The sequence below is a fragment of the Microbacterium sp. YJN-G genome, assembly GCF_015040615.1.
In the GTDB taxonomy this organism is placed as follows: Bacteria; Actinomycetota; Actinomycetes; order Actinomycetales; family Microbacteriaceae; genus Microbacterium.
Window position 1 is genome coordinate 1184451 of record NZ_CP060402.1, and the last position, 22631, is coordinate 1207081.

Annotated in this window: 21 protein-coding genes; 12 read left to right on the top strand and 9 right to left on the bottom strand. The window is 70.5% G+C overall.

Annotation, left to right across the window (positions count from 1 at the left end; translation table 11 throughout):
• Positions 1–11: 11 nt before the first annotated feature.
• Positions 12–1598 (bottom strand): DUF2877 domain-containing protein, encoded by a 1587-nt coding sequence (locus H7694_RS05480; RefSeq protein WP_193598522.1) that lies wholly within the window; start codon positions 1596–1598, stop codon positions 12–14.
• A 145-nt stretch (positions 1599–1743) separates the two neighbouring features.
• Here H7694_RS05480 and H7694_RS05485 point away from each other — a divergent pair, with 145 nt between their 5' ends.
• From H7694_RS05485 to H7694_RS05495, 3 genes are read left to right on the top strand one after another with little or no spacing between them, the layout of a single operon-like run.
• On the top strand, positions 1744–2700 hold the full coding sequence (locus H7694_RS05485) for a carbamate kinase (RefSeq protein WP_193598523.1): 957 nt from the start codon (positions 1744–1746) through the stop codon (positions 2698–2700).
• Between the two features lie 55 nt (positions 2701–2755).
• A complete protein-coding gene (locus H7694_RS05490; RefSeq protein WP_193598524.1) occupies positions 2756–3460 on the top strand; it encodes a GntR family transcriptional regulator in 705 nt (234 codons plus the stop codon).
• On the top strand, positions 3457–4680 hold the full coding sequence (locus H7694_RS05495) for a pyridoxal phosphate-dependent aminotransferase (RefSeq protein WP_193598525.1): 1224 nt from the start codon (positions 3457–3459) through the stop codon (positions 4678–4680). The genes H7694_RS05490 and H7694_RS05495 overlap by 4 nt, the downstream gene beginning before the upstream one ends.
• Here the strand turns inward: H7694_RS05495 and H7694_RS05500 are convergent.
• Complete coding sequence (locus tag H7694_RS05500) at positions 4628–5830, bottom strand: AAA family ATPase (RefSeq protein ID WP_193598526.1); 1203 nt, start codon at positions 5828–5830, stop codon at positions 4628–4630. The two genes, H7694_RS05495 and H7694_RS05500, sit on opposite strands and share 53 nt — an antisense overlap.
• Positions 5827–6441 (bottom strand): SAF domain-containing protein, encoded by a 615-nt coding sequence (locus H7694_RS05505; RefSeq protein ID WP_193598527.1) that lies wholly within the window; start codon positions 6439–6441, stop codon positions 5827–5829. The genes H7694_RS05500 and H7694_RS05505 overlap by 4 nt, the downstream gene beginning before the upstream one ends.
• A gap of 98 nt (positions 6442–6539) precedes the next feature.
• Between H7694_RS05505 and H7694_RS05510 the strand changes: the two genes are divergently transcribed.
• A complete protein-coding gene (locus tag H7694_RS05510) occupies positions 6540–6818 on the top strand; it encodes a helix-turn-helix domain-containing protein (RefSeq protein WP_193598528.1) in 279 nt (92 codons plus the stop codon).
• Positions 6819–6841: 23 nt separating this feature from the next.
• On the opposite strand, the gene H7694_RS05515 is transcribed toward H7694_RS05510, so the two are convergent.
• Positions 6842–7435 (bottom strand): hypothetical protein, encoded by a 594-nt coding sequence (locus H7694_RS05515; RefSeq protein WP_193598529.1) that lies wholly within the window; start codon positions 7433–7435, stop codon positions 6842–6844.
• Positions 7436–7580: 145 nt separating this feature from the next.
• Here H7694_RS05515 and H7694_RS05520 point away from each other — a divergent pair, with 145 nt between their 5' ends.
• Both H7694_RS05520 and H7694_RS05525 read left to right on the top strand, forming a co-directional pair.
• Entirely contained in the window at positions 7581–7970 is a 390-nt protein-coding gene (locus H7694_RS05520; RefSeq protein WP_193598530.1) for an Rv3235 family protein, read from the top strand.
• 48 nt (positions 7971–8018) lie between these two features.
• A complete protein-coding gene (locus H7694_RS05525) occupies positions 8019–9488 on the top strand; it encodes a sensor histidine kinase (protein WP_193598531.1) in 1470 nt (489 codons plus the stop codon).
• 104 nt (positions 9489–9592) lie between these two features.
• On the opposite strand, the gene H7694_RS05530 is transcribed toward H7694_RS05525, so the two are convergent.
• Positions 9593–9841, bottom strand: coding sequence for a WhiB family transcriptional regulator (locus H7694_RS05530; protein WP_071641453.1), 249 nt, complete (start codon positions 9839–9841; stop codon positions 9593–9595).
• A 226-nt stretch (positions 9842–10067) separates the two neighbouring features.
• Between H7694_RS05530 and H7694_RS05535 the strand changes: the two genes are divergently transcribed.
• Positions 10068–10478 carry a hypothetical protein gene (locus tag H7694_RS05535; RefSeq protein WP_193598532.1) on the top strand — a complete coding sequence of 137 codons (411 nt, stop codon included), beginning with the start codon at positions 10068–10070 and terminating at the stop codon, positions 10476–10478.
• Positions 10479–10524: 46 nt separating this feature from the next.
• Here H7694_RS05535 and bcp read toward each other — a convergent pair whose 3' ends face one another.
• The 3 genes from bcp to aroA are packed head-to-tail and all read right to left on the bottom strand — an operon-like array spanning position 10525 to position 13395.
• Positions 10525–11001 (bottom strand): thioredoxin-dependent thiol peroxidase, encoded by a 477-nt coding sequence (bcp, locus tag H7694_RS05540; RefSeq protein WP_193598533.1) that lies wholly within the window; start codon positions 10999–11001, stop codon positions 10525–10527.
• 28 nt (positions 11002–11029) lie between these two features.
• Positions 11030–12073: a ribosome small subunit-dependent GTPase A gene (gene rsgA, locus H7694_RS05545; protein ID WP_193598534.1), complete on the bottom strand. Its 1044-nt coding sequence runs from the start codon at positions 12071–12073 to the stop codon at positions 11030–11032.
• Positions 12070–13395 (bottom strand): 3-phosphoshikimate 1-carboxyvinyltransferase, encoded by a 1326-nt coding sequence (aroA, locus tag H7694_RS05550; RefSeq protein ID WP_193598535.1) that lies wholly within the window; start codon positions 13393–13395, stop codon positions 12070–12072. Before aroA ends, rsgA begins: the two co-directional genes overlap by 4 nt.
• Positions 13396–13442: 47 nt before the next feature.
• On the opposite strand from aroA, the gene H7694_RS05555 reads away from it, so the two are divergent.
• The 4 genes from H7694_RS05555 (at position 13443) to H7694_RS05570 (ending at position 17335) form a co-directional block, all read left to right on the top strand.
• Positions 13443–14111: a sigma-70 family RNA polymerase sigma factor gene (locus H7694_RS05555; RefSeq protein ID WP_193598536.1), complete on the top strand. Its 669-nt coding sequence runs from the start codon at positions 13443–13445 to the stop codon at positions 14109–14111.
• Positions 14108–14353 (top strand): zf-HC2 domain-containing protein, encoded by a 246-nt coding sequence (locus H7694_RS05560; protein ID WP_193598537.1) that lies wholly within the window; start codon positions 14108–14110, stop codon positions 14351–14353. Before H7694_RS05555 ends, H7694_RS05560 begins: the two co-directional genes overlap by 4 nt.
• Positions 14354–14397: 44 nt before the next feature.
• Entirely contained in the window at positions 14398–15696 is a 1299-nt protein-coding gene (locus tag H7694_RS05565; protein ID WP_193598538.1) for a GNAT family N-acetyltransferase, read from the top strand.
• 181 nt (positions 15697–15877) lie between these two features.
• Complete coding sequence (locus H7694_RS05570; RefSeq protein WP_227468308.1) at positions 15878–17335, top strand: APC family permease; 1458 nt, start codon at positions 15878–15880, stop codon at positions 17333–17335.
• Positions 17336–17349: 14 nt separating this feature from the next.
• Here the strand turns inward: H7694_RS05570 and H7694_RS05575 are convergent, their stop codons facing one another.
• Positions 17350–21012, bottom strand: a complete 3663-nt coding sequence (locus H7694_RS05575) for a multifunctional oxoglutarate decarboxylase/oxoglutarate dehydrogenase thiamine pyrophosphate-binding subunit/dihydrolipoyllysine-residue succinyltransferase subunit (RefSeq protein ID WP_193598539.1) — start codon at positions 21010–21012, stop codon at positions 17350–17352.
• A gap of 161 nt (positions 21013–21173) precedes the next feature.
• Between H7694_RS05575 and H7694_RS05580 the strand changes: the two genes are divergently transcribed.
• Positions 21174–22631 carry a GuaB1 family IMP dehydrogenase-related protein gene (locus tag H7694_RS05580; protein ID WP_193598540.1) on the top strand — a complete coding sequence of 486 codons (1458 nt, stop codon included), beginning with the start codon at positions 21174–21176 and terminating at the stop codon, positions 22629–22631.

Consider the following 22631-nt stretch of genomic DNA (forward strand, 5'->3'; position numbering starts at 1 on the left):
TCCGGGTGGGGTCAGGCCTGGTGGCGCTCGAGGATGGCGACGATCTCGTCGAAGCCGCGCTTGCGCGCGAGTTCGATCGGGGGCACGCCCCATTCGTCGGTCATGCCGGGCTTGGCGCCGTGGGCGAGGAGCAGCTCGACGGTCTGCTGGCGGATCGGACCGCCGTCACCGAGGATGATCGTCTCGATCAGCGCGGTCCAGCCGAGCGTGTTGGTGAGGTTGACGTTGATGTTCGTGTTCTCGAGGAGGTAGCGCACGATCTCGAGGTGCCCCTTCTCGGCGGCCGGCGTCAGGCCGTTCCCGCCGAACCGGGTGAGGCGCTTCAGATCCGCGCCGGCCTCGACCATGACCTTCACGAGCTCGATGTCGTTGAAGATGCAGCCGTGGATGAACGGGTTGAAGCAGGTCTGGTCCTGGGCGTCGATGTCGACGCCCTCGGCGATCAGCGCGCGGACGACATCGAGGTGCCCGCCGCGTGCGGCGCGCAGGATCGCGGTCGCCTCCTCGCGGTCGAGCGCGTTCTTGTCGGCCCCGTCGGCGAGGGCGGCGCGCACGCCGTCCAGGTCGCCGGCGGATGCGGCCTCCAGGTAGCGCTGGTCTGCGCTGTTGTCTGTCATCGGGTGATCTCCTTCTTTCGTGGATGCATGTGGATCGGCGCCGTCGCCCCGCTCCGGGTCGGATGAGGTCTCGTGCGCACCGGCTTCGATCTCGAGAGCGAGACGGATGCCGGTGAGCAGGTCGGCTCCCGAGCTGTGGCCGATGGCGAGGATGCGCGCGGCGGCATCCTCCAGCGCATGCGGGTCGCGAGCCTGCAGGGCGGCGACGAGGTCGTGCATGCTGTGCCGCCCGCGCGCACTCAGGGCGGCGCGGATGGTCGTGGCGCTCAGCAGGGTCGTGCGCGATTCGTGGGCGGCGACGCCGGCGGTCAGCGCGGGCAGCATGCGGTTCAGCCGCATCCCGGGCTGGGCGGCGAGGAATCCGAATCCGGTGAGGATGTCGTCGCCGGATGGGGTGAGCCCCTCACCCAGGCCCATCAGCCTGCCCACGGCGGCTTCGATGGCATCCTCGTCGAGCGCACCGCGCAGCGCCGCGCCGGCGGCTGCGCGCAGTCCGTCGACGCCCGCGTCGAGGAGGGCGGCGCTGGCGCGGCCGAACGGGGTCTGCGGCGCCGGTGCTGCGGCGGCCGCGCCGAGCGCCTCCCGGGCCAGGAGCAGCTCGGCCGAACCCAGTGCGGAGAGGTCTGCGGATGCCGGCACCCAGGGGGTTCCCCCGGCCCAGCGGATCAGCACCTCGCCGTCTGCGGTGCGGATGCGGATGCCGTCGGCGCCGGCCGTCGCGCGTGCGCCCTCATGCAGGGTGAGTCGTGCCCAGTCGGCGGGGGAGAGGCGGATGGTCCACGGTGCGTCGTCGAACTCCGCGCTGATCACGGCCACGAGCAGTCCGCCCAGCAGCACGTTCGCGGCGCGCCGGTGCACGGAATGCACGGAACCGGCCACGGCGGTCGCCGGATGACGGACTGCAGCGCCTGAGAGCGTCTCCTCAAGCGCTGCATCCCATGACACCGCGTTGAGGGCGGTGAGGGCTGCGACGGGGGTCATCGTCTTCTCTCCTGAGCCTTGTGCACGTGGTTCGCGTGCTCGGCTGTGTATTTTCTACGGTATACCATTACGGCTAATGGGATACCATTTGTAAGTCTGGCATACCACGCCGACTTCATCCACCGTGAAAAAAGGGAGAACCCACATGCGCGTCGTAGTCGCTCTCGGAGGTAACGCGCTCGCCCGGCGCGGCGAGCCCATGACCGCCGAATTCCTGCGCTCGAACGTCCGGTCGACGTGCGAGTCGCTGGCCAACCTCGCCCGTGACAACGAAGTGGTCATCACCCATGGCAACGGCCCGCAGGTCGGCCTGCTCGCCCTGCAGAACCTCGCCTACCAGGACGTCGCCGCCTACCCGCTCGACATCCTCGGCGCCGAGACGCAGGGCATGATCGGCTACGTCGTCCAGCAGGAGCTCTCGAACGCACTCGAGGGCAAGCGCGAGGTCGCCGGCATCATCACCACGACCGTCGTCGACGAGTCGGACCCCGCCTTCGACCGCCCCACCAAGCTCATCGGCCCGCAGTATTCCGCGCACGACGCCGCTGAGGCGGCCGCCGAGTACCGCTGGACCATCGCGAAGGACGGCAACGCGTTCCGCCGCGTCGTGCCCTCGCCGAACCCGCTCTCGATCGTCCAGGCGCCGCTGATCCGCCGCCTGCTCGAGGCAGGCAGCCTCGCGGTCTGCGTCGGAGGCGGCGGTGTGCCCGTCCGCATCGACGCGAAGGGCCGCCACATCGGCGTGCAGGCCGTGGTCGACAAGGACCTCGCTTCTGCGGCGCTGGCCGCCGACATCGAGGCCGACACCCTGATCCTGCTCACCGACGGCGACTACGTCAGCGAGAACTGGGGCACCCCCGAGCAGCGCGACATCCACACCGCATCCGCCGACGCCGTCGCCTCGATGCGATTCGCCGAGGGCTCGATGCAGCCGAAGATCGACGCCGCGATCCGCGTGGCGCGTGCCGGCGGCCGCACGCTGATCGGTCCGCTCGACCGCCTCGACGACCTGCTCGCGCGCCGGATCGGCACCGAGATCGTGCCGACCCTCGAGGAGGGCATCCGCTGGGTCGAGAAGACGCCCGCGGGCAAGAAGGCCTGATCGCACACGCGAAGAGGTTGATCGCGTGCGGTCCGCAGCGTGGGAGGATGAGAGCGTGAGCAGAGCAGAAGAACGCGTGCTCGAGTCGACCAGGGTCGCGACGTGGCTGCGCGACGCGATCGTGGTCGGATCACGCGCCCCGGGCAGCAAGCTGATCGAGCGGGATCTCGCCGCCGAGTTCGGCGTCAGCCGTGTGCCCGTCCGCGACGCTCTGAAGGTGCTCGAGTCCGAGGGCCTGGTCGAGCTGCGGCCGCGCACGTGGGCGATAGTCCGGGAGTTCACCGCCACGGATCTCGCCGACCTCGACGAGGTGCGTCAGGTGCTCGAGCCGCTCGCATTCCGTCTCGCCGCGCAGCGTCATCGGCGCGACGGACTCGAGCGGCTCAGCGCCGCCCTCGCCGATGAGCAGGAGAGTGCGCGCAGCGCCGACAGCCTGGTCTCCCGGCGAGCCGCGGCGGATTTCCACGAGATCGTCGTCGAGCTCTCCGAGAACCGGCTGCTCGCCGATGTGATGAGCGGCATCCGCAGCCGGCTGCGCTGGGCTCTGGCCCAGCACGACGACCTGCAGCACATCGCCGAGGAGCACGTCCAGCTTTTCGAGGCCATCCGCGATCGCGACGGTGAGCGGGCAAGTGCGCTCGCGTTCCGGCACGTCGAGAGCAGCCGGCTGCAGCGCATCGCGCATGCCGAGGCGCTGCGCACCGGCCCCGTTCCCTTGCGGGCTGAGCGACCCGCCGGGGCCGGTATCCTTGGCGAATGACACGCCGAACCCTGGACCAGTCCTCCAAGCTCAAGAACGTTCTCTATGAGATCCGGGGCAAGGCACTGGTCGAGGCGGCGCGTCTGGAGGCCGAGGGCCACCAGATCCTCAAGCTGAACACCGGCAACCCTGCGACCTTCGGGTTCGAGGCCCCCCACCAGATCGTGCGCGACATGCTCGCCGCGCTGCCGACCGCGCACGGGTACAGCGACAGCAAGGGAGTGATCTCGGCCCGCCGCGCCGTGGTGAGCCGGTACGAGGAGATCCCCGGCTTCCCGCGCTTCGACCCCGACGACGTGTTCCTCGGCAACGGGGTCTCCGAGCTGATCACCATGGTGATGCAGGCGCTGCTCGACCAGGGCGACGAGGTGCTCATCCCCACGCCCGACTACCCGCTGTGGACGGCCATGACCTCGCTGGCCGGCGGGACGCCGGTGCACTACCTGTGCGACGAGGACAACGGCTGGCAGCCGGACCTCGACGACATCCGCGCGAAGGTGACGCCGCAGACCAAGGCCATCGTGATCATCAACCCCAACAACCCCACCGGAGCCGTGTACTCCCGTGAGGTGCTCGAGGGGCTCGTGCAGATCGCCCGTGAGAACCAGCTGCTGCTGCTCTCCGACGAGATCTACGACCGCATCCTCTTCGACGACGCCCAGCACATCCCCACCGCCACGCTGGCCCCCGATCTGCTCTGCCTCACCTTCAACGGCCTGTCCAAGACGTACCGGGTCGCCGGCTACCGTTCCGGCTGGGTGGTGATCACCGGACCGAAGGCGCACGCCAAGGGGTTCCTGGAGGGCATCACGCTGCTCGCCTCGACCCGGCTGTGCCCGAACGTGCCCGCGCAGCACGCCGTGCAGGCGGCGCTCGGCGGCGTGCAGTCCATCGACGCGCTCATCGCCCCCTCCGGGCGGCTGCACGAGCAGCGCGACATCGCCTGGCAGGGGCTGGAGTCGATCCCCGGTGTGAGCTGCGTGAAGCCCGAGGGTGCCCTGTACGCGTTCCCGCGGCTCGACCCCGAGGTGCACGAGATCCGCGACGACGAGAAGCTCGTGTACGACCTGCTCGTCTCCGAGAAGATCCTGCTCGTGCAGGGCACCGGCTTCAACTGGCCCGAGCCCGACCACCTGCGCGTCGTCACACTGCCCGAGGCGCGGGTGCTCAGCGAGGCGATCGAGCGGCTCGGGAACTTCCTCGCGAGCTACCGGCAGTGACCTCGGGCCTGAGGAGCCCTGCTGCGACGCGCCGCACCGCCGAGACCAGGGCGGACCGCGGCGAGACATCGGCGATCGCCCGCGCGTGCAGCGCGGCGGCGTCGACAGCACGCTGATCGTCGGGGACGAAGGCGACGTCGTCGATCCCGGCGAAGCGGTCGAGCGTCCGTCGGATCTGCCCGCGTGCGTCGATGCCGAGAGAGCCCGGCCGCACGCGGTTCGCGACCACCGTCACCGGCGTCGCGCCGAGGAGGTGGCGCAGTTCGGAATAGCCGCGCAGGAAGCGGCTGACGCCGAGCGGGTCGGCGGAGAGCACGGCGACGACCGCGTCGGCCTCGAGCAGCGCCGCCGTGGTCGCCGCGTGCCGGGCGGGTCCTGCGGCATCGAGGGGGTCTTCGTCCTCGTCGAACTCCGCGGCGACGTCGACGACGGTCTCGTCGAGCCACGACCGGCAGGTGGCGAGCGTCGTCCTCACGCGTGCCGCGCCGAGCTCGGGCCAGCGACGAGGACGGTTCAGCCCGCTGAGCACCTCCACGGCGCCGCCCGAGGTCTCGACCGGCGTCGACAGGCGCGACAGCTCCGCGGCATCCAGGCTGCCGAGCTCCGCGCGGCGGCAGGCGGCGGCCAGCCCGGGGGCCTCATCGCCCAGCCCCAGCAGCAGCGCGATCGATGGCGCGACGCTGTCGGCGTCGACGAGCCCGGTGCGTCGCCCCGCCCGCGACAGCTCGACGGCCAGCTGCACCGCCATCGTCGAGCGGCCGGGTGCTCCGTGCGACCCCCATACGGCGATCACCCGGGACGACCGGCCCGATCCGGTCCGCTCGGAGGCCGGAGCTGACGACAGCGCCTCGACGACCCGCCAGGCAGGAGTGTCCCACGGCAGGGGAGCGGGCAGCGCGAAGCGCGAGACGATATGGGAATCGGCGGAGCCGACGGGCAGGATGCGCACGCCGGCCCGGTCGCAGGCAGCCACGAGATCCGCGGTGAGCACGGTGCGCGTCGGGGTGATCAGCAGGGCGTCGATCCCGTCGAGCGACAGCCCGGGGAGGTCATCCGGATCCACCCGGCGCACCTCGAGCCCCTCGAGCTCGAGATCGGATGCCATCATCGCGGCCTCCTCGCCCGTGGCGACGATGACGACCGAGGTCATGAGCCCGCTCCGGCCGGGATGATCGAGATGATCGACCCGCCGGTGATCGCGGCGAGCACGTCGCCCACATCGGCGCGGTCGATGACCACCTCCACGTCGGTGCGGGTCTGGCTCAGCATCCCCTCGGCTTCGGCGATCGACCCCACGATCGCGTCTCCGACCAGCACGCGCGGCGCGTCGAAGGACCGACCGTCGTCGACGGGAGGGGCATGCCACAGCTCGACGACGGAGCCTGCGCCGAGTCCCTCGGGTATCGAGATGCTGCTCACCACGACCGTCGTGGTCCGCGCGGCGTCCTCGTCGCCGATCGCGGACTGCGGCACCAGCTCGCCTTGCGGCAGGGTTCGCGTGGCGATCGAACCGGGATCGAGGTCCTGGGGTGCGAGGTAGGTCTCGGTGAGGGCGGCGAGGCCGACCTCGACCACCTGGAAGTCGGCGGAGGTGAGGGACTCGCCCGGCAGCACCGTGCGCGTCGCCTGCAGGACCGGCGTCGTCTGGCGCGAGGAGGAGACCAGCAGCCAGACTCCGGCGATCGACACGGCGACCAGCGCCAGCCCGATCAGGAACCTGAGATCACCGAAGAACGGACGACGGGCACGCGGGTGCATCATGCAGCCATGGTCACAGATTCCGCCGCCGTGCCCGAAAAGTTATCCACAGGGCGGATTTCCAGGACTGCGCAGGCGGGTCCCGGGGGACAATTGTCAGCATGCCCGAAGCATCCGACATGGCTCCTCGCTTCCTCGCTCCCGCGCAGGTCGCCGAGCTGCTGAGCATCGAGGTCGATGAGGTCATCCTCCTCGTGCAGGAGGGACGGCTGCGCGGCTCGCAGCTGGGCTCTCCGCCCCGCTGGCGCATCGAGGAGGCCAGCCTCGCCGATTACCTCGACGAGCAGTCCGAGCAGTCCCGCCGCATGGCCCTGTGGCGGCAGGCGAACGAGGCGAGCTTCCCCGAGCTGTGGGGCACGACCCCGTTCCGGCGCGACTGACCCCCACCGGCGACTGACGCCGGCTACAGCGCCGACGAAGACCCGCGTTCGACGCGCACCCAGAGGATCGCCCCGAACGGGATGAGGTGGAACCCGCGCACCGAGCGTGCCCGCCGCGGCTCGTCCGGGTCGTGCACCGCGAGATCGAGATGATCGGCGCCGGCACGATCGATCGTGCCGTGCCGCGGCTCGACGCCGCGCGCGGCCACGGTCACCGCCGCACGGCGGCGGGCGAGATCGCGCAGCACGAATCCGAGCGTCATGCGCTCGCGCAGTCCAGCGGATGCCGTGCCCGTGCCGAGCCCGGCCAGCAGCGTTCCGTGGTCGGCGCCGATGGCCGCGATCGCTTCCACGGGTACGATGCGCAGCCGGGTGTCGTCCTGCGCGACGACCCCGATCCAGTCGGCGCCGACCGCGCGCAGCTCGCTGTTCCACCGCTCGCCGCAGCCGAACTCGAGACGCAGTCTGGCACCGGTGCCCAGCACGCGCAGCCGTTCGTGCAGGGTCAGCTTCGAGATCCGCAGGCGCTCGGCTTCGGCATCCAGCGCGGCGCGCTCGGCCTCCCACTCGGCGGCGAGCTGGCCTTCGAGGTCCTCGAAGAGATGGTCCCATTCCACCCGACAGAGCGTACGGGAGGGTGCCGAAGGCCCGCGTGAGTTATCCACAGATCCGCCGGCGCGTCTTCCGCTCGCCGGTCTCGCGTGCTTCACTGCAATGGTCCGCACACGACTGGACAGCTGCCACGACCGGGGGGATCGCGGAATGACGACGCTGAACGAGTACTTCGCACCACAGCCGACCTCGGCCGATCGTCTTCCCGATCCGGTGCCGCTGCTGCGCAGCCTGACCCAGGGGGCGCTCGAGGTGCTCGCCGGCGTACGGGAGGTCGAGCAGCTGGCGCGGTGGTTCAGCGAGGACGCGTTCCGGGCGCTCGTCACCCGGTCGAATCTGTCGGCCAGGGCGCGCAGCGCCCGCGGTATCGCCCCCGCCCGGCCGACGTTCCAGATCCTGTCCATCCGCGACAGCGCGCCCGCCGACGGCGTCGTCGAGGCAGTGATCGTCGTGGCCGGTCCCGGGCGCACCCGTGCCGTGGCGGTGCGACTGGAAGGGCTGGACGGGCGCTGGCGGGCGAGCTCCTTCGCCGTGCTGTGAACCCGCACGCGCCGCGGTGCACGCAGGGGTGCCCAGTAGGCTGAGGGAGTGTCAACACTCAGTGATCTCGTCCACGCCCAGGGCCGCCTGACCGACGCGGATGTCGAATGGCTGCACCGCCTTGCCGGCGACGGGCAGCTGCTCGCCGACCTCGCATCGGCCGACATCGTGATGTGGATCGAGACGGCGGACTCCTCGTTCGTCGCCGTCACGCACTCCCGGCCCAGCGGCGCGGCCACGCTGTTCTACCGCGACATCGTCGGTGAGAAGGTGCGCCCGCAGTGGCGCACGCAGGTGCAGGCCGCATTCGAGTCCGGTGACATCGTCGACTCATCGTCGCCGGACTGGTTCGAGGAGACGCCGACGCGGGTGCGCGCTGTGCCGATCGTCAGCGGTGACGGCAAGCGCGTACTGGGGGTGCTCACCCGGCACACCAACCTCGGCGAGGCCCGCATGCCCTCGCGTCAGCAGATCAGCTTCGACGAGTGCGCGAACGACCTGTTCCGCATGATCACCTCAGGCGAGTTCCCCGACCTGTCGGCGCCGACCGCGCCGCGTCGCGGTGCCCCGCGGGCCTCGGACGGACTGATCCGGCTCGATGTCGACGGGATCACCACCTTCGCCAGCCCCAATGCGCTCTCGGCCTTCAACCGGATGGGATTCGACGACGAGCTGGAGGGCGAGTCGCTGGCCGAGGTGACCACGCGCATCGTGCCGCCCTCCCGTCAGGTCGACGAGTCGCTGCCCGTGGTGGTCACGGGGCGTGCGCCATGGCGCACCGACATGGAGGCGCGCGGGGTCACCGTGTCGCTGCGTGCGATTCCGCTGAAGGACCACGGCACGCGCACCGGGGCGATCGTGCTGTGCCGCGACGTGTCGGAGCTGCGCCACCAGGAGCAGGAGCTCATCACCAAGGACGCCACGATCCGAGAGATCCACCACCGGGTGAAGAACAACCTGCAGACCGTGGCCTCCTTGCTGCGCATCCAGGCCCGGCGCACCCATTCCGATGAGGCGCGCGAGGCCCTGACGCAGGCCATGCGCCGGGTGGAGTCGATCGCCGTCGTGCACGACACCCTCGCCAGCGGGCTGTCGCAGACCGTCGACTTCGACGAGGTGTTCGATCGGGTGCTCAAGCTGGTCGCCGAGGTCGCCGCCGCGCCCAACACGCGGGCGCGCACCCAGCTGGAAGGGCGCTTCGGCGTGCTGCCCAGCGAGTACGCCACCCCGCTGGCGCTCGCGCTGACCGAGGTGGTCACCAACGCCGTCGAGCACGGCCTTGCAGGCCGCGAGGGCATCGTCCGCATCGAGGCGGCCCGCACGGCGGAGATGCTGCGCGTCACCGTCACCGACAGCGGCCACGGGCTGCCTGAGGGGCGTGTGGGGCAGGGACTCGGCACGCAGATCGTGCGCACGCTCATCCAGGGCGAGCTCAGCGGCACCATCGACTGGAAGGGCATCGAGGGCGAGGGCACGCAGGTGACCATCGAGATCCCGATGCGCTGGATCAACGCTTGAGCGTCAACGCCTGAGCGTCAACGCCTGAGCGAGAACGCCAGACAGACGAGAGCGCCGGCCGGGATCGAATCGATCCCGGCCCGGCGCTCTCTTCAGGTCTGTGCTCAGCCGGCGCGGCGTGCGCGGGCTGCGCGGCGCTTGAGGGCGCGGCGCTCGTCCTCCGAGAGACCGCCCCACACGCCCGAGTCCTGTCCGGACTCGAGGGCGTACTGCAGGCAGATCTCCGTGACGGTGCAGGTGGCGCAGACGGCCTTCGCCTTCTCGATCTGATCCACAGCCGGTCCGGTGTTCCCGACAGGGAAGAACAGCTCGGGGTCGACGGTCAGGCAGGCGGCTTTGTCACGCCAATCCATATGATGGCTCCTCAGAGATGTGGTGTTCGGTGTGGGCGGCCGTCTAAGCGGCGCTCGAAGTCGGGGAGCGGATCGGGATTCAGCTACCCTGGTCATGCGGGCAGAGAACCCGCCCCACTCCGATGTGGGAGCACATGGCTTTGTCCATTCTGTTACAGAAACAATCTGAAATCAAGGGTTTTCTCACGGCTCTTGGGATTTCTCATGGCTCTTGGGAGGAGTCCCCGTGCGCAGGTCCGGACCCGCGGTGATCGCCGCCGTCATCCTCGGTGCCGAGGCGATCGCGCTGAGCGTGGTCTGCGTCATCGAGCTGTTCGCGCTCGGCGCCGGTGACGCCAGCTCCGTCGCCAGCGGCATCGCGCTGATCGTGCTGACGCTGCTCGGTGCGGCCGGTCTCTTCGCGTTCGCGTTCGGAACGCTGCGCGGGGCATCCTGGGCGCGCTCGGGCGGCATCCTGCTCCAGGTGCTGGCCATCGCACTGGCTCTGGCGGCGCTGACCATCCAGCCCACGCCGTGGCCGTTCGCCCTCGCGGTCGGACTGTCCGGCGCCGCCGGCCTGGTCGCGCTGATCGCGACGGTCAGGCGCGACGGCGCCGCCGATCCCCGCCTTCAGCGACCCGCCGCCGACGAGGACTGAGCGACGCGGCGACCCGTGCGGGCCGGCGCGTCGTGCGCCGGGGTCGTCAGGCGTCGATGCCGAGCGTCTTGCGCAGGCGTGCCACGTGGCCCGTGGCCTTGACGTTGTACTGGGCGTGCTCGATGACGCCCTGCTCGTCGATCACGAACGTCGAGCGGATGACGCCCTCGACGACCTTGCCGTAGTTCGTCTTCTCGCCCCACACGCCGTAGGCGCTGTGCACGGCGTGGTCGGGGTCGCTCAGCAGCTCGAAGGTGAGCGCGTCGCGCTCGCGGAACTTGCGCAGCTTCTCAGGCGTGTCGCGGGAGACGCCGATGACGGTGTAGCCGGCGCCCTGCAGCGACGAGATGCTGTCGCGGAAGTCGCACGCCTGCGTCGTGCAGCCGGGCGTCATGGCCGCCGGGTAGAAGTACAGGATGACCTTCTGCCCGCGAAGGCCTGCCAGCGAGACATCCTCGCCGTCCTGGTCACGCAGGGTGAAGTCGGGTGCGGTGCTGCCGGTTTCGAGACGTGTCGTGGTCACCTCACCAGCCTATCCGGCGGGCCGGGGATCAGCCCCCGAACGTCGTCAGCAGCCGCTGCAGCGATTCCAGCCGCGCCCTGCCGGTGTCGCCCAGCGTGCCGTCCGCGGCGGCCTCGTTCAGCGCGCAGTCCTCGGCGCCGGGAAGGTGCGTGCAGCCCCGGGGGCACTCCTCGGCGATCTCGGCGAGTTCGGTGTACGCCGCGAGGATGTTCGCGCGGTCGACATGGCCGAGCCCGAAGGAGCGCACGCCGGGTGTGTCGATCACCCATCCGCTGCCCTGCGGGGTCGCGTACCGCAGCGACACCGTCGATGACGAGGTGTGCCGGCCGCGGCCGGTCACCTCGTTGACGTGGCCCGTCGCCCGCCCCGCACTGGGTACCAGGGCGTTGACGAGGGTCGACTTGCCGACACCTGAGTGGCCGACGAAGACCGTGGAGTGGCCGATGAGCGCGGCGCCGATCTCGTCGACCGGCATGCTGCCGCGGGCGCTGGTGAACACGGTCAGGTCGAGCCCGTCGAAGTGCGACAGGAACTCGGCCGGATCGGCGAGGTCGGTCTTGGTGACCACCAGCAGGGGGCGGATGCCAGCGTCGAGCGCCGCGACGAGATAGCGATCGACGAGTCGTGCCCGCGGCTCGGGGTCGGCCGCGGCGACGACGATGAGCATCTGGTCGGCGTTGGCGACGATCACCCGCTCCACCTGATCGGTGTCGTCGGCGCTGCGCCGCAGCAGCGAGGTGCGCTCGGTGAGGCCGACGATGCGGGCGAGCGAACCCTCATCGCCGGAGGTGTCGCCCACCACGCGGGCCCCGTCGCCGGTGACGATCGGCGTGCGCCGCAGCTCGCGGGCGCGTGCAGCCGTCACCATGCGCTCGTCGGAGCCGCCCTCGCCCAGCAGCACGCTGTAGCGGCCGCGGTCGACGCCGAGGATGCGGCCGATCTCGGCATCCTCGTGGGCGGGGCGGCGTTTGGTGCGAGGACGGTTCGCCTTCGGATTCGGGCGCGTGCGGATGCTCGCCTCGTCGAACTCCTCGAAGTCGTCGAGCTCGTCGTCGTCGCCCAGCCAGCTCACGTGGTGGCGCTCCCCAGCATCCGCTCCCACAGCAGCGTGAACTCGGGGAGCGTCTTCGTGGTCGTGCCGATGTCGTCGACCTCCACCCCGGGGACGCGCAGCCCGATGAGGGCTCCGGTGGTCGCCATCCGGTGGTCGTGGTAGGCGCCCCAGGCGCCGCCGTGCAGCGGTCGTGGGATGATCCGCAGCCCGTCGGGCAGCTCCTCGACCTCGCCGCCCAGCGCACGCAGGTCGCTGATCAGCGCTGCGATGCGGTCGGTCTCGTGGGTGCGGATGTGGCCCACGCCGCGGATCGTGGTCGGCCCGTCGGCGAAGGCCGCGAGCCCGGCGATGGTCGGGGTCAGCTCGCTGGCGGCCGACAGATCGAGGTCCAGCCCCCGGATGCCGTCGCCGGCGCGCACCGTGAGGGCACCGCCGTGCCGGCTGGTGTGCGCGCCCATCGCGTGCAGGATGTCGGGCAGCAGGGCGCCCGGCTGGGTCGAGTGCAGCGGCCAGCCCGTGATGGTGACCTCGCCGCCGGTCACCAGTGCCGCCGCGAGGAAAGGTGCGGCGTTGGAGAGGTCGGGTTCGATCGCCACGTCCTTGGCGCGCGGCACGCCCGCCTCGACGAGCCACTCGCCGACCGCGGGGCGCTCGATGCGGATGCCGCGGCGGCTGAGCGACTCGATCGTCATGTCGATGTGCGGCAGGCTCGGCAGGTGCTCACCGGTGTGCACGAGGTGCAGGCCGACGTCGAAGCGGGGGGCTGCCAGCAGCAGCCCGGAGACGAACTGGCTGGAGCCGGAGGCGTCGACCTCGACGCGGCCGCCGCGGATGCGCCCGCGCCCGCGGATGGTGAACGGCAGCGACCAGGTGCCCTCGTCGTCGATGTCGACCCCGAGGTCGCGCATGGCGGTGATCATGGCGCCCATCGGGCGGTGCAGCGCGGTCTCGTGCGCGGTGAGGTGCACGTCGTCGGAGGCGAGGCCCGCCAGCGGCGCGATGAAGCGCATCACGGTGCCGGCCTGTCCGCAGTCGATCGTCGCGCCGCCGCGCAGGTGTGCGGGGGTGACGAGCAGGTCGGGGCCGAACTCGCCGTCCGATGGCACCTCCTCGATGCCGATGCCCAGCTGGCGCAGCGCCTCGATCATGCGACGCGAGTCGTCGGAGTGCAGCGGGCGCAGCAGCCGGCCGGGGCCGTCGGCGATCGCCGCGATCATCAGCTCGCGGTTGGTGAGGGACTTCGACCCGGGAATCGTCACGGAGGCGTGCACGGGCGCGCCGGCCTCCGGCGCCAGGTACGGGCCGCGGACGGGGGCGGGGGAATACCGATCAGTGCTCATCGGTTCATAGCCTAGTGAAGCCTGCGACACGCGGAGAAAGGAGAGACATGACGACGACGCTGATGCGCACGCCCGAGGTCCTCTCCGCTGTCGATGACCTCGCCAGCCTAGACTGGCCGGTGATGGACGAGACAGCATCCGGCGATCCTCGACGCGACTTCGAGGAGCAGGCGATCCCGTACATGGATCAGCTCTACGCGGCGGCCATGCGCATGACGCGCAACCCCGCCGATGCGGCTGACCTCGTGCAGGAGACGTTCGTGAAGGCCTACGGGGCGTGGTCCTCGTTCTCGCAGGGCACCAACCTGAAGGCGTGGCTCTACCGCATCCTCACGAACACCTACATCAACATCTACCGCAAGCGCCAGCGCGAGCCCTATCAGGGCACCATCGACGAGCTCGAGGACTGGCAGCTGGGCGGAGCGGAATCGACGACGGCCACGCACAGCCGCTCGGCCGAGGCCGAGGCGATCGACCGCATGCCCGCATCCGTCGTCAAGGATGCGTTGCAGGAGGTGCCCGAGGACTTCCGTCTGGCCGTGTACCTCGCCGACGTCGAGGGATTCTCCTACCAGGAGATCGCCGACATCATGAAGACCCCCATCGGCACCGTCATGAGCCGTCTGCACCGTGGCAGACGGATGCTGCGGGAGCTGCTGGCAGACTACGCCGCCGAGCGAGGGATCGCGGCGGCCCGATCGAGGAGCAGGAAATGAGTGACTGCGGCTGTGAGAAAGCCCGCCGGGACCTGGAGGAGTACCTCCGCAACGAGGTGTGCAACACCGAGCACGCCGACATCCGGATGCATCTGGAGAACTGCCCGTCGTGCAAGGACGAGGCGCTGGTCGCCACGACCCTGACCGAGGTCGTCGCCCGAGCGTGCAAGGAGAACGCGCCCGAGGAGCTGCGCGAGCAGGTCTTCGCCCGGCTGCGTGCCGTGCAGGCCGTCTCGCACTGACCCGCATCCGCGAGACCGTCGGCGGCGCCCCCTAGTCTGGAGGCATGACGGTCATCGACGCACGCAACGTCCCCGCCGACCCGCAGTCCCACGACCGTCTGAGAGACGCAGGCTACGACTACCGGGTGGTCGACCTGAGCGTCGACGCGGAGGCCACCGCCCTCAGCCGTGCGACCGCCCGCGGCTTCCTCGGATCCGAACCGAGCGACGCCGAGCTCGTGCGGATGCGCGAGAGCGCCGCGACCAGGCGGAACATCGGCGTGTACGAGCCCGGGGCCGAGGCCGAGACGCTGCCGGTCGCGACGATCAACTCGTGGGTGGCACCCATGACGGCGCCCGGGGGAGAGATCCCCATGTGGGCGATCAGCGCCGTGACCGTCTCGGCGATGCACCGTCGTCGGGGCATCGCGCGGAATCTGCTGGAGGGCGAGCTGCGCGCAGCAGCATCCGCCGGGGTGCCGCTCGCCGGCCTCACCGTCTCCGAGGCGACGATCTACTCGCGGTACGGTTTCGGCCCCGCGGTGCCGGCCGCACGCGTCGAGATCGACACGAGCCGCAGCGGATGGGCGGGCGCCGAGGCGCCGGGGCGGCTGGAGTACCTCGAACGCGAGCAGCTGGTCGACGAGCTCGGCGCGGTGCACGAGCGCGCACGCAGCCGCAGAACGGGACAGATCCCGGGCTGGCGGGGACGCTGGCTGCAGATGGCGGGCCTCGGCGACGAATCCAAGAAGGATGCCGCGGTGCGAGGCGTGCGCTACCTGGATGCGGCGGGCGAGACCCGCGGGGCGATCGCATACACGCTGGAGGATCTGCCGGATGCGTTCCGGAGCACTCTGCGGATCAGGCATCTCGCGGCCGAGACCGACGAGGCGCTGCGCGCCCTGTGGCGGTTCGCCGTCACCCATGATCTCGTGGACAGGGTCGAAGCGGACCTGCGGCCCGTCGACGATCCGATCGTGCATCTGGTGGCCGATCAGCGCGCCGTCCGCTTCACCGTGCACGACCACGGCTGGCTGAGGGTGCTCGATGTCCCGGCCGCGCTGCAGGCGCGCCGGTACGCCGCATCCGCCGATGTCGTGATGCAGGTCGACGACGCGCTCGGGTTCGCGCGCGGCACCTGGCGGGTGCGCATCGGCGCCGACGGCGCCGCCGAGGTGACGGATTCGGATGCCGACCCCGATGTGATGCTGGGCGTCGTCGAGCTGTCGACCGCGTACGCGGGCGCGGTACCGCTCGGCCAGCTCACGGCCGCCGGTCGCGTGCACGGCGACGAAGCCGCGATCGCCGCACTCGGCCGTGCGCTGCGCGTGGACCCGTCGCCCGCACTGGGCATCTGGTACTGACCGGGCGGCATCTGGTACTGACCGGACGGCATCCGGCGCTGACCTGACGGCATCCCGAGGCAGCGGCGGGTGAGCCGCTCGCCGACGCGATCCGGTCGGGTTCCGACGCATTCCCGCCAATCCGGTCCGGCAGACCCGGCACCGGGCGTTCGCCGTGCGTGGCCGGGGCTAACGTGACCGGGTGAGCATCCGTGAATCCTCGGTCGCAGGCGCCTCCGCCGCCGACGCGCGCACCGGCCGACTCGGGCTGGGCCCGGGGATAGCGCTGTACCTGGCATCCGTCCTCGGCACAGGGTTGCTGGTGCTGCCGGGTCTGACCGCACGCACCGCCGGGCCGGCGAGCATCCTGGCCGTGGCCCTCGTGACGCTGCTGGCCGTGCCGCTCGCCGGGGCCTTCGCGGCCCTCGCCTCACGCCACCCCGATCCGGGTGGAGTGGCCAGTTACGCCCGGCGGGCACTCGGTCCCACCGCAGCCAGGGCGACCGGTTACTGGTTCCTGTTCGGCGTCGCCGCGGGAGGACCCGTCGTCGCCATGCTCGGTGCGCAGTACGTCGCCGTCGTGCTCTCCCTGGATGCGGCGGCGGTGCCGCCGATCGCACTGGCCTTCCTGATCGGTCCTTTCGTCACGAACCTGTTCGGGGTGCATGTCACCGGCTGGCTGCAGCTGGCGCTCACCGGCCTGCTCATGGCCGTCGTGGTCACAGTGGTCGCCGTCGCAGCCCCCGCAGTCGACCCCGCGCACCTCACTCCGTTCCTGCCACACGGCTGGGGCGGGGTCGGCACGGCCATCGTCATGTTCGTGTGGGCGTTCGCCGGCTGGGAGGTCGGGACGCACATCTCAGGCGAGTTCCGTGATCCGCGGCGCACCATCCCCATCGCGACGACCGTCACGCTGCTGCTCTCGGGGGCGAGCTACCTGGTGCTGCAGGTGGTGACGGTCGGTGCTCTCGGACCGAGCGCGGGTGACGGCGACGCCGTGCTGCTCGATCTCGCGCGCCTCGGAGACCTGCCCGCCGCACCCGCGCTGATCGGCGCCGCCGCCGGGATCGTCGCACTCGGAGTGCTGAACGTGTACCTCGCCGCGTTCTCGAAGTTGGGTGCGTCGCTGGCATCCACGTCAGATCTTCCTCGCTGGATGGCCAAGGGCGTCGAGAACGGTCTGGTGCCGCGTCGCGCGCTGCTGGTCACCGGGGTGCTGATGCTGGGCTATTTCGCCCTCATGCTCGCGGCCGGGGGAGACCTGCAGCCCTTCATCCTGGTCCACACCGCAAGCATGGTCGCCATCTACGCGGTCGGCATGATCGCGGCGGTGCGCCTGCTGCCGCGGGGGTCGGCCGGGTATCGCCTCGCCGTCGCAGCGACTGTGCTCACGGTCGGGCTGCTGCCGCTGGCCGGTGCCGCCCTGATCGTCCCGGCCGTTCTCGCCGGGGCCGCCGTGCTGGTGACCCTGCTGAGGCGCCCCCCGCCGGACCGCCGGCACCGGCTGACGCGGCGGCATCCGCTCCTGGGTGCAGAGCCGACGCTTCCCGGCGGCAGCACGCGCGCCGGCCCGGCGTCGGCACGCACGCAGGCCCGGCGACGGTACGCGCGCCGGCCTCAGACGCAGGATGCCGCCTCCCGGCGGGAGACGGCATCCTGATTCCGGCGGTGTTCTCAGTCGAGCGTCAGCGCGGCCTTGAGCAGGTTGACCTGCTCGGTCGCGTGCACCTTCGACGACCCGGTGGCGGGAGAGGCCGCGGCGGGACGCGAGACCACGCGGAAGCCGCGGTCGCGGACCTTGGCGAACTCCAACGCCAGGAACGGCCAGGCGCCCTGGTTCTCGGGCTCGTCCTGCACCCACACCAGCTCGGCGTTCGGGTACGAGTCGGTGATCTCGCGCAGCGCGTCGATCGGCGTCGGGTAGAACTGCTCGAGGCGCACCAGGGCGATCTCGGGGTTCGGGTTCTTGTCCAGCTCGCTGCGCAGATCCCAGTGGATCTTGCCCGCGTGCACGAGCACGCGCTTGACGGCGTTGCGGTCGACACCGCGATCGTCGTCGAGCACCGGCTCGAACCGGCCCTGGGTGAAGTCCTCGACCTGGCTGGTGGCCCCGCGCAGACGCAGCATCGCCTTCGGGGTGAAGACCACCAGCGGCTTGCGCGGGCGGGAGTACGCCTGGCGGCGCAGCAGGTGGAAGTACGACGCCGGGGTCGACGGGCGTGCGACGATCATGTTCTCCTGCGCGCACAGCTGCAGGAAGCGCTCCATCCGGGCCGACGAGTGGTCAGGACCCTGACCCTCGTAGCCGTGCGGGAGCAGCATGACCACACCGGACTGCTGGCCCCACTTCTGCTCGGCAGCCGAGACGTACTCGTCGATCACCGACTGGGCGCCGTTGACGAAGTCGCCGAACTGCGCCTCCCAGAGCACCAGCGCCTCGGTGTTCTCGACCGAGTAGCCGTACTCGAATCCGAGCGCGGCGTACTCGCTGAGCAGCGAGTCGTACACGAAGAACCGGCCCTGGCTGTCGGACAGGTTCGTCAGCGGCAGCCACTCCTGTCCATTCCGCCGGTCGTGCAGCACGGCGTGGCGCTGCACGAAGGTGCCGCGGCGCGAGTCCTGACCTGCCAGGCGCACCGGGGTGCCCTCCACGAGCAGCGAGCCGAACGCGAGCAGCTCGCCGAAGCCCCAGTCGATGCCGCCCTCGCGGCTCATCGAGACACGCTTGTCGAGCTGCTGCTGCAGCTTGGAGTGCACGGTGAAGCCGTCCGGCTTGTTGGCATGCGCATCTCCGATGAGGTGGATGACCTCGAGCGGCACGCCGGTGACCTCGGGCGAGCCGATCTGGTCGTCGACCGGTGCCAGGTCGGGGGCGATCGGGGTCGCACCGGTCTCGGCGGCGTGCGTCTCGGCGAAGGCGATCTCCAGGCGGTTCTGGAAGTCGGCCTTGGCCTGCTCGTACTCCTCCTCGGTGATGTCGCCGCGACCGACCAGCGCCTCGGTGTACAGCTTGCGCACCGAGCGCTTGGCCTGGATCAGGTCGGTCATCAGCGGCTGGGTCATCGACGGGTCATCGCCCTCGTTGTGACCGCGGCGGCGGTAGCAGACCAGGTCGATGACGACGTCGCGGTGGAAGCGCTCGCGGTACTCGAAGGCGAGCTGGGCGACGTGGATCACCGACTCGGGGTCGTCGCCGTTCACGTGGAAGATCGGCGCCTGGATGGTCTTGGCGACATCGGTGGCGTACACCGAGGTGCGCGAGTCGGTCGGCAGCGTGGTGAAGCCGACCTGGTTGTTGACCACGACGTGCACGGTGCCGCCGGTGCGGTAGCCGCGCAGCTGCGACATCTGCAGCGTCTCGACGACGACGCCCTGGCCCGCGAAGGCCGCGTCGCCGTGCACGAGGATCGGCAGCCAGGCGAACGTGCCGATGGGCTTGCGATCCTGCTTGGCGCGCACGATGCCCTCGAGCACGCCGTCGACGGTCTCGAGGTGCGACGGGTTGGCGGCCAGGTACACCGGCAGCTCGGCCCCGTCCTGCGCCACGAAGGTGCCCTCGGTACCGAGGTGGTACTTCACATCGCCCGAGCCGCGCTGGTTGCCCGGCGTCAGCGAGCCCTCGAACTCGCGGAACACCTGCCCGTACGTCTTGCCGGCGATGTTGGTGAGCACGTTGAGCCGGCCGCGGTGCGCCATGCCGATCGCGGCGCCGTCGAGGCCCGCGGACGCCGCACCCTGCAGGATCTCGTCCAGCAGCGGGATCAGCGACTCGCCGCCCTCCAGCGAGAAGCGCTTCTGGCCGACGAACTTCGTCTGCAGGAAGGTCTCGAACGCCTCAGCCTCGTTGAGCTTGCTCAGCACGCGCAGCTGCTCGTCGTGGCCGGGCTTGACGTACTTGATCTCGACCTTCTCCTGGAACCAGCGACGCTGCTCCGGATCCTGGATGTGCATGTACTCGATGCCCAGGGTGCGGCAGTACGAGTCGCGCAGGACGCCCAGGATCTCGCGCAGCTTCATCACCCGTCGTCCGCCGAAGCCGCCGGTGACGAACTCGCGGTCGAGGTCCCAGAAGGTGAGGCCGTGGCTCTCGATCTCGAGGTCGGGGTGCGAGCGCTGCACGTACTCGAGCGGGTCGATGTCGGCCATCAGGTGACCGCGGACGCGGTACGAGTTGATCAGCTCCTGCACGCGCGCCTGCTTGTCGACGCGCTCGGCGAGGTCGACGGCGATGTCGGCGTTCCAGCGGATGGGCTGGTAGGGGATGCGCAGCGCGGCGAAGATCTCCTCGTAGAACTCGCGTTCGCCGATGAGCAGCTCGTGCACCTTCTTGAGGAACTCGCCCGAGCCGGCGCCCTGGATGACGCGGTGGTCGTAGGTGCTGGTCAGGGTGATGGTCTTGCCGATGCCGAGCTCGGTGAGCGTCTTCTGGCTGGAGCCCTGGAACTCGGCGGGGTAGTCGAGGGCGCCGGCGCCGATGATGCAGCCCTGGCCCTTCATCAGGCGCGGCACCGAGTGCACCGTGCCGATGCCGCCGGGGTTGGTCAGCGAGACAGTGGTGCCCGCGAAGTCGGCGGCCGTGAGCTTGTTGCTGCGTGCGCGGGCGATGAGGTCCTCGTACGCGGCGAGGTACTCGCCGAACGTCATGGTGTCGGCGCGCTTGATGCTGGGCACCAGCAGCGCACGGGTGCCGTCGGGCTTGGGAATGTCGACGGCGATGCCGAGGTTCACGTGTGCGGGGGCGACCACCGAGGGCTTGCCGTCGATCTCGGCGTAGAAGACGTTCTGGCTCGGGAACTCCTTGAGCGTCTGGATCAGGGCCCAGCCGATCAGGTGCGTGAAGCTCACCTTGCCGCCGCGGGTGCGCGCCATGTGGTTGTTGATGACGATGCGGTTGTCGATCATCAGCTTCGCGGGGATGGTGCGCACACTCGTGGCGGTGGGGACGGTCAGCGACTGGTCCATGTTCGCCGCGAGCGTCTTGGGCATGCCGCGCAGCGTCGTGACGGTCTGCTCGTCGCCCGTGGCGTCTTCGCTCTTCGCCTCGTCCTTCGCCGCCGGCTTCGGGGCCTGAGCGGGGATCGGCGTGCGCTTGGCGGGCTTCGCGGTGGTGCGTGCGACAGGCTGGGCGCCGATGACCGGGACGGGCGCGGTCACAGGGTGGGCGGGTTGCGCGGGTGCGGCAGCGGCGTCAGTGCCGGGGGTGTAGTTCTCGAGGATCGGCCACCACTCCTTGTCGACGGAGTTCCTGTCCTGCTTGAACTGCTGGTAGAGCTCGTCGACGAGCCAGGAATTGGCTCCGAACCCTCCGTCGCCCCCGCCGGTCACCTGGTTCGACACGCTTTATCGCCCTCTTCCGTCACTGAAGCTATGCATGCGGCTCGACAGCGAGAGCGCGTCGGGTCCGCACGTCTGTAACAGTGATCAAGCCTAATGCCATTCGCTCAGGAGAATCGCCCGCAGCCAGTGGTTTCGGCGGGTCGCAGGGGTACCGTGGCGACATGAGGTTCTCCGGCGAGCGACCCGCAGTGGATCTGACCTATTCCGATGTCTTCCTCGTGCCGCGCAGGTCGGGCATCGCGAGCAGGCTCCAGGTCGATCTGGCACCGGATGACGGCACTCCGGCGACCCTTCCGCTGGTCGCGTCGAACATGAACTCCGTCACGGGTCCTCGCCTGGCTGCCGCCCTCGCCCGGCGCGGCGGGCTCGGCGTGCTGCCGCAGGATGTGCCGCTGCAGGAGCTGGATGCCGCGATCCGGTGGGTCAAGCGCCAGCCCGTTCGCTGGGACACGCCGCTGGTGATGTCCCCGGCGGCGACGGTCGCCGAGGCGCTGCGGATGCTGCCGCCCACGCCTGGACACGGCATCGTGGTCGCCGAGGCGACGGGGGACGAGCCGCTGCGCCGTGAGGAGGTCATCGGGATCATCCCGGCACCGAGGCTCGCGACGGCGCTGCCGGATGCCGTCCTCGGGGATCTCGTGCACGCCGAGCCGCTCGCGGTCGCCGCGGAGGACATCGGGGAGGGACGTGCCGCGTACGACACGATCGACGCGGTGGATGCCGAGATCGTGCTCGTCCTGGAGCACGGCAGGCTGGTCGGCACCCTCACCCCGCGCACCGCGCTGCGCTCGAGCCTGTACCGGCCGGCCGTCGATGCATCGGGCCGGCTCGCGGTCGCGGCGGCGGTCGGTATCAACGGCGATGTGGCCGAGAAGACACGCGCCCTGGCCGCCGCGGGCGTGGACGTGCTCGTGGTCGACACCGCGCACGGGCATCAGGACGGGATGCTGCGGGCGCTGGAGACCGTCGCACGTCTGGAGCTGGACATCCCGCTCGTCGCGGGCAACATCGTCACCGCAGAGGGCGTGCACGACCTGGTGCGGGCGGGCGCATCGATCCTCAAGGTGGGCGTCGGCCCCGGCGCGATGTGCACCACCCGGATGATGACCGCAGTGGGACGCCCGCAGTTCTCCGCAGTCCTCGAGACCGCAGAGGCCGCGCGCTCGCTCGGCGCGCACGTCTGGGCGGACGGGGGAGTGCGCTACCCGCGCGACGTCGCCCTCGCGCTCGCCGCAGGAGCGGCCTCGGTGATGATCGGGTCGTGGTTCGCCGGCACCATCGAGTCGCCGGGCGAGCTGCATCACGACACCGCGGGCCGCGCGTACAAGGAGTCGTGGGGCATGGCATCCACGAAGGCCGTCCAGGCTCGCTTCGAACGGCTGGACGCCTACGAGCGTGCCCGCCGTGAGCTGTTCGCCGAGGGGATCTCGTCATCCATGATCCGCCTCGATCCGCTGCGGCCGGGTGTCGAGGACCTCATCGACATGATCACCTCCGGCCTGCGCTCCTCGTTCGCCTACACCGGTGCGTCGACGCTGGCCGAGTTCCACGAGCGCGCGGTCGTCGGGCTGCAGTCCGCGTCGGGGTACGAGGAGGGCAAAGCCGTCCCGCTGATGTGA

Excerpts from the sequence above, each read along its gene's own strand:
- H7694_RS05530 (WP_071641453.1), bottom strand. The coding sequence starts at position 9,841 with ATGGATTGGCGTGACAAAGCCGCCTGCCTGACCGTCGACCCCGAGCTG.
- H7694_RS05485 (WP_193598523.1), top strand. The coding sequence starts at position 1,744 with ATGCGCGTCGTAGTCGCTCTCGGAGGTAACGCGCTCGCCCGGCGCGGC.
- H7694_RS05555 (WP_193598536.1), top strand. The coding sequence starts at position 13,443 with ATGACGACGACGCTGATGCGCACGCCCGAGGTCCTCTCCGCTGTCGAT.
- H7694_RS05480 (WP_193598522.1), bottom strand. The coding sequence starts at position 1,598 with ATGACCCCCGTCGCAGCCCTCACCGCCCTCAACGCGGTGTCATGGGAT.
- H7694_RS05500 (WP_193598526.1), bottom strand. The coding sequence starts at position 5,830 with ATGACCTCGGTCGTCATCGTCGCCACGGGCGAGGAGGCCGCGATGATG.
- H7694_RS05495 (WP_193598525.1), top strand. The coding sequence starts at position 3,457 with ATGACACGCCGAACCCTGGACCAGTCCTCCAAGCTCAAGAACGTTCTC.
- H7694_RS05510 (WP_193598528.1), top strand. The coding sequence starts at position 6,540 with ATGCCCGAAGCATCCGACATGGCTCCTCGCTTCCTCGCTCCCGCGCAG.
- H7694_RS05505 (WP_193598527.1), bottom strand. The coding sequence starts at position 6,441 with ATGATGCACCCGCGTGCCCGTCGTCCGTTCTTCGGTGATCTCAGGTTC.
- aroA (WP_193598535.1), bottom strand. The coding sequence starts at position 13,395 with ATGAGCACTGATCGGTATTCCCCCGCCCCCGTCCGCGGCCCGTACCTG.
- H7694_RS05580 (WP_193598540.1), top strand. The coding sequence starts at position 21,174 with ATGAGGTTCTCCGGCGAGCGACCCGCAGTGGATCTGACCTATTCCGAT.
- H7694_RS05560 (WP_193598537.1), top strand. The coding sequence starts at position 14,108 with ATGAGTGACTGCGGCTGTGAGAAAGCCCGCCGGGACCTGGAGGAGTAC.
- H7694_RS05520 (WP_193598530.1), top strand. The coding sequence starts at position 7,581 with ATGACGACGCTGAACGAGTACTTCGCACCACAGCCGACCTCGGCCGAT.
- H7694_RS05565 (WP_193598538.1), top strand. The coding sequence starts at position 14,398 with ATGACGGTCATCGACGCACGCAACGTCCCCGCCGACCCGCAGTCCCAC.